This window comes from Clostridium sp. ZBS2, from assembly GCF_023845855.1.
Lineage (GTDB): Bacteria > Bacillota > Clostridia > Clostridiales > Clostridiaceae > Clostridium > Clostridium aquiflavi.
The window spans coordinates 1-4,336 of the sequence record NZ_JAMQIF010000055.1 but is presented as its reverse complement, the minus strand read 5'-3'; the positions used below and the strand labels follow the sequence as shown (position 1 = coordinate 4,336).

The 4,336-nt window shown below is 28.9% G+C and carries 5 protein-coding genes; all 5 read right to left on the bottom strand.

Annotated elements, in window-relative coordinates; all coding sequences use genetic code 11:
• Positions 1–45: 45 nt before the first annotated feature.
• Complete coding sequence (gene nth / locus NG918_RS16550; RefSeq protein WP_252227142.1) at positions 46–672, bottom strand: endonuclease III; 627 nt, start codon at positions 670–672, stop codon at positions 46–48.
• A gap of 18 nt (positions 673–690) precedes the next feature.
• The gene (locus tag NG918_RS16545; RefSeq protein WP_252211931.1) at positions 691–1,395 is read right to left on the bottom strand and encodes a lysophospholipid acyltransferase family protein; all 705 of its coding nucleotides are present in this window, start codon (positions 1,393–1,395) and stop codon (positions 691–693) included.
• 44 nt (positions 1,396–1,439) lie between these two features.
• Positions 1,440–2,441 carry a tRNA epoxyqueuosine(34) reductase QueG gene (gene queG / locus NG918_RS16540; protein ID WP_252211929.1) on the bottom strand — a complete coding sequence of 334 codons (1,002 nt, stop codon included), beginning with the start codon at positions 2,439–2,441 and terminating at the stop codon, positions 1,440–1,442.
• Positions 2,442–2,452: 11 nt separating this feature from the next.
• Positions 2,453–3,037 (bottom strand): serine O-acetyltransferase EpsC, encoded by a 585-nt coding sequence (gene epsC / locus NG918_RS16535; RefSeq protein ID WP_252211928.1) that lies wholly within the window; start codon positions 3,035–3,037, stop codon positions 2,453–2,455.
• 108 nt (positions 3,038–3,145) lie between these two features.
• Entirely contained in the window at positions 3,146–4,057 is a 912-nt protein-coding gene (gene cysK / locus NG918_RS16530; protein ID WP_252227140.1) for a cysteine synthase A, read from the bottom strand.
• Between the last annotated feature and the right edge of the window lie 279 nt (positions 4,058–4,336).

Sequence of the window (4,336 nt, the reverse complement as noted above, 5' to 3'; positions counted from 1 at the left end):
GTCCACTTTACTTATGCATACATAAAAACTTTGCTGAAACAGAGATTATTTAATATTATCATATTTACATACATTATTTAATGGACATTCCTTGCATTTAGGATTCCTAGATGTGCAACATCTTCTTCCATGAAATATTAGCAAATGATGAGTTAACGACCACTCACTTTTAGGTAACTCTTTTTGTAACTGCATTTCAACTTCTAATACATTTTCAGAACTTGCAAGACCTAGTCTATTTGACACTCTAAAAACATGCGTATCTACAGCTATTGACGGCACTTTAAAAGCATTTGATAAAACTACATTTGCAGTCTTTCTACCTGCTCCTGCAAGCGAAGTTATCCCTTCCATGGTTCTTGGAACTTCCCCATTAAAATTTTCTTTTAATTGTCTAAACATAAGTATTAAATTTTTAGACTTGTTACGATATAACCCTATTTGTTTTATTCTTTGCTCCAACTCTTCATTTGTTATATTTAAAAAAGAGTCTAAGTCAGGATAATCTTTAAATAAAGTTTGTGTAACTTCATTAACCTTTTTATCAGTAGTTTGTGCTGATAAAATTGTAGCTACTAACAACTGAAAAGGTGTTTCATAATTTAATTCACATTTAGCATCTGGGTAAGTTTCTTTTAGAATATCTAAAATCTTTTGTGTCCTTACTTTCATATTATTTATAATCTCCTCTTATTTATAAACTCCCCTGTATTCTTCAGGTAATAAGTTTGCTATACTCTTCATTAATATATGGAGACATCTATCATCATATTCATGTTTATCTTCATTTTCATTTTTCTTTGGAAGTTCTATTTTTTGTCCTATATTTATATTAACATCTGCATTTCGCCAGTTTTCTCCACCCATGTCACCACTTTCACTTATTGGAAGAAGCTTTTCTGTTCCACACATCCCAATAGGAATTATTTCTGCTTTTGACATTCTTGCCATTAATAATATTCCTTTTTTACCTTCAATCATAGCACCAGTTCTACTTCTAGTTCCTTCTGGAAAAATTAAAATATCATTCCCAGCTCTAAGAGTCTTAACAATTCTTGTTATAGCATCTTTGTCTGGTGAATTAGGCTTTATAGGAATATTTTTTATAACCTTTGTTCCTATTCTAGTTATAAGATCATCACTTAACTTAGCACCTGCAATAAAATATGGATCACTTTTTTGTCTTAATATTCGATCTAACACTAATCCATCTGCATTACTTAAATGATTACATATAAAAATTCTAGGTTTTTTAACTTTATCTATATTTTCAATTCCTTTTAAGGTTATGTTTGCATATTTTTTTATATAATTCGCAATTTTCATTTTACCAAAATTCACAAGAAAACTTTCTGGTAACATTTCTAATATTTTTACTATAGTTGGTGATAGCATATTTCTCACTCCCGCTCTAATCTCTATATCTCTTTATATAATAATTATATTCTAGTTTTTTGGAAAAGTCTATTTATATACTCATTTAAATATGGTGATTCAAACTTTTGATTTTGGTTTAAATTATTATTTTTTAAATACATTTTACTTCTGATCAAGGCATTTCTTTTTAAGATATTTTTTCCTCTCCATCCACAAGATGTATTCTTAAAACTCTCTTTAAACTGTCCATTTTCCATATTAATAATAAACTCCTCATTATCCTTAACCATAAAATCAAATGGTAAAAATTCAGGTATTCTAGACAATTCTTTTTCTATATTATAAGGACATACCAATTGACATGTATCACAACCAAACATTCTTCCTTGTAATTTTTCTATTTCCCAATCAGCTAAATCTTTTTTTTGAGTAATATAAGATAAACATATGTTACAATTTTTTTTGTTAGAATTAATGGCTTTCGTTGGACATGCTGCGTAGCACTCTTCACATTTACCACATTCTTTAAATAAATTCATCTCTTCAAATGTACCTTTATCCTCATCATAAATCTCTAAATCAGTTATTATCTCACCTAAAAAAATATATGACCCATATTTCTTATTTATAAGTAAATTATTTTTCCCAACAAATCCAACTCCACCCAAATAAGCTATATATCTTTCAGGTAACGAATTGCTATCAACAAAACTTTTAGCAATGCCCCCATTAGATTCTATTATTTCACAAATAATTTTTAAGTATTTATTTACTACATAGTGATAATCCTTCCCCTTTGTGTATACAGAAAAACCATTATTATTATTTGACTCAGAAGTCAAATAAGGGAAAGCTATAGAAATTATAGTTTTCCCCTCTTCTAAATATTGAATTGGATTTATTCTTTTATCTATATCATCCTCTTCAAATTCATTTTGTAAATTTAAATCTTTTCTATTTTTATAAAAGTTCTTTAGTTCATCAAATTTCCTACACTTTATAAAACCTATTGAATCTATACCTAAAGAAGAACAGGTTTTAATTATTTGATCTTTTACTCCCATCGTATATTCCTCTAAATTATCATTTCGTTATAAATTTTTTTCTTTCTTCCTTTTAAATCTTCTATTTCAATTATAGAAGCCTTAGTTCTAATAATATTTCTAGCAGAAACTCCTACTGTTGTTGCCCCCTGTGGAACATCATGCAATACAACGGCATTAGAACCTATTTTAGCATTGTCTCCAATATTAATTGGCCCCAAAACTTTTGCTCCTGCCCCTATAAGAACATTATTTCCTACTGTTGGATGTCTCTTACCTTTATCTTTACCAGTTCCACCAAGAGTTACTCCATGATATAAAATAACATCATTACCAATTTCAGCAGTTTCTCCAATTACAACTCCCATTCCATGATCTATAAATAGCCCTTTTCCTATAGTTGCGCCTGGGTGAATTTCTATTCCAGTAAGAAATCGTGCTAATTGAGAAATAAATCTAGCTAAAAAGAAAAACTTGTGCTTATATAAAAAATGTGAAACTCTATAAGATATAAGAGCATGAATACATGGATATAAAAGTAATACTTCTACCTTACTTTTAGCAGCCGGATCATTTATTAAAACCCTTTCCAAATCATAATTTAAATTTTTAAACACAATTCCATTCTCCTTCTTCAATAAAATTCAATAGAATTTAAATTTAGTTTATATTCTAATATAGTTTTGATATATGNNTCTTATGCATATATCAAAAGATAATCTAAATTAATCGTATATACCCATTGATATATATTTTTCTCCTCCATCTGGTGCAATGGCTAATACTTTCTTTCCTTTTCCTAGTTTTTGAGCTATTTCAATAGCTCCGTATATAGCAGCTCCAGCTGATATTCCTACTAAAACACCTTCTGTTTGTGCAACATTCTTAGCAACTTTTAACGCATCCTCATCTTTTACTTTTAAGATTTCATCTATATATTTTTCATCATATATTCCAGGTATAAATCCTGCTCCTATACCCTGTATTTTGTGAGCTCCTGGTTTTCCTCCACTTAATACTGGTGATGAAAATGGCTCTACTGCCACTGCTTTGATTTGCGGATTTTTAGTTTTTAAGCTTTTTGATATTCCAACTAATGTTCCACCAGTTCCAACACCAGCAACAATTGCATCTAAATCCGGTATATCTTTATGAATTTCTTCTGCTGTTGTTTCATAGTGTTTTTCTGGATTAGCTATATTCTCAAATTGTTGAGGAATAAAATACTCATCTCCAACACCAATTTCTAGTGCTTTTTCAATAGCACCTTTCATACCTTTACTTCCATCTGTTAATATTAATTCTGCCCCATATGCCTTAATTAAATCTCTTCTTTCCTTACTCATTGTTTCAGGCATAACTATTATAACTTTATATCCCTTTAATTTTCCTATTAAAGCAAGTGCTATACCTGTATTTCCGCTTGTAGGTTCAACTATTGTTGAGCCTTTTTTTAATAGTCCTTCCTTTTCAGCTTTTTCTATCATACCAAGTGCTGCTCTATCTTTAACACTTCCACCTGGATTAAATTTTTCTAGTTTAACATAAACCTCTGCCATATTATCATCATTAACTAAATTGTTTAATTTTAAAATTGGTGTTTTTCCTATTAATTCTAGTATTCCATTATAAATCATCTTTTTTCCTCCTTAATACTTATCTTTTAAAATTTATATACTTCTTAAAAAACGTGCTATGCCACACTTTGTTAGTTAAATTAGTGAAAAAATAAGAGTTATGAGTTATTGGTTGAAAGTACTTAGCTCTCCATTTTATCCTCTCAATTCTTAACTAATATTTTATTATAACCTTTAAGTTTGATTTTTAATATTTACAAATATTTTATATAAAATAAAAAAACTTCGTCTTCTATAAAAATATAGAGACGAAGTTGTATCCGCGGTTCCACTCTAATT

Coding starts and splice junctions, on each gene's coding strand:
- nth (WP_252227142.1), bottom strand. CDS start 672: ATGAAAGTAAGGACACAAAAGATTTTAGATATTCTAAAAGAAACTTAC.
- cysK (WP_252227140.1), bottom strand. CDS start 4,057: ATGATTTATAATGGAATACTAGAATTAATAGGAAAAACACCAATTTTA.
- NG918_RS16545 (WP_252211931.1), bottom strand. CDS start 1,395: ATGCTATCACCAACTATAGTAAAAATATTAGAAATGTTACCAGAAAGT.
- queG (WP_252211929.1), bottom strand. CDS start 2,441: ATGGGAGTAAAAGATCAAATAATTAAAACCTGTTCTTCTTTAGGTATA.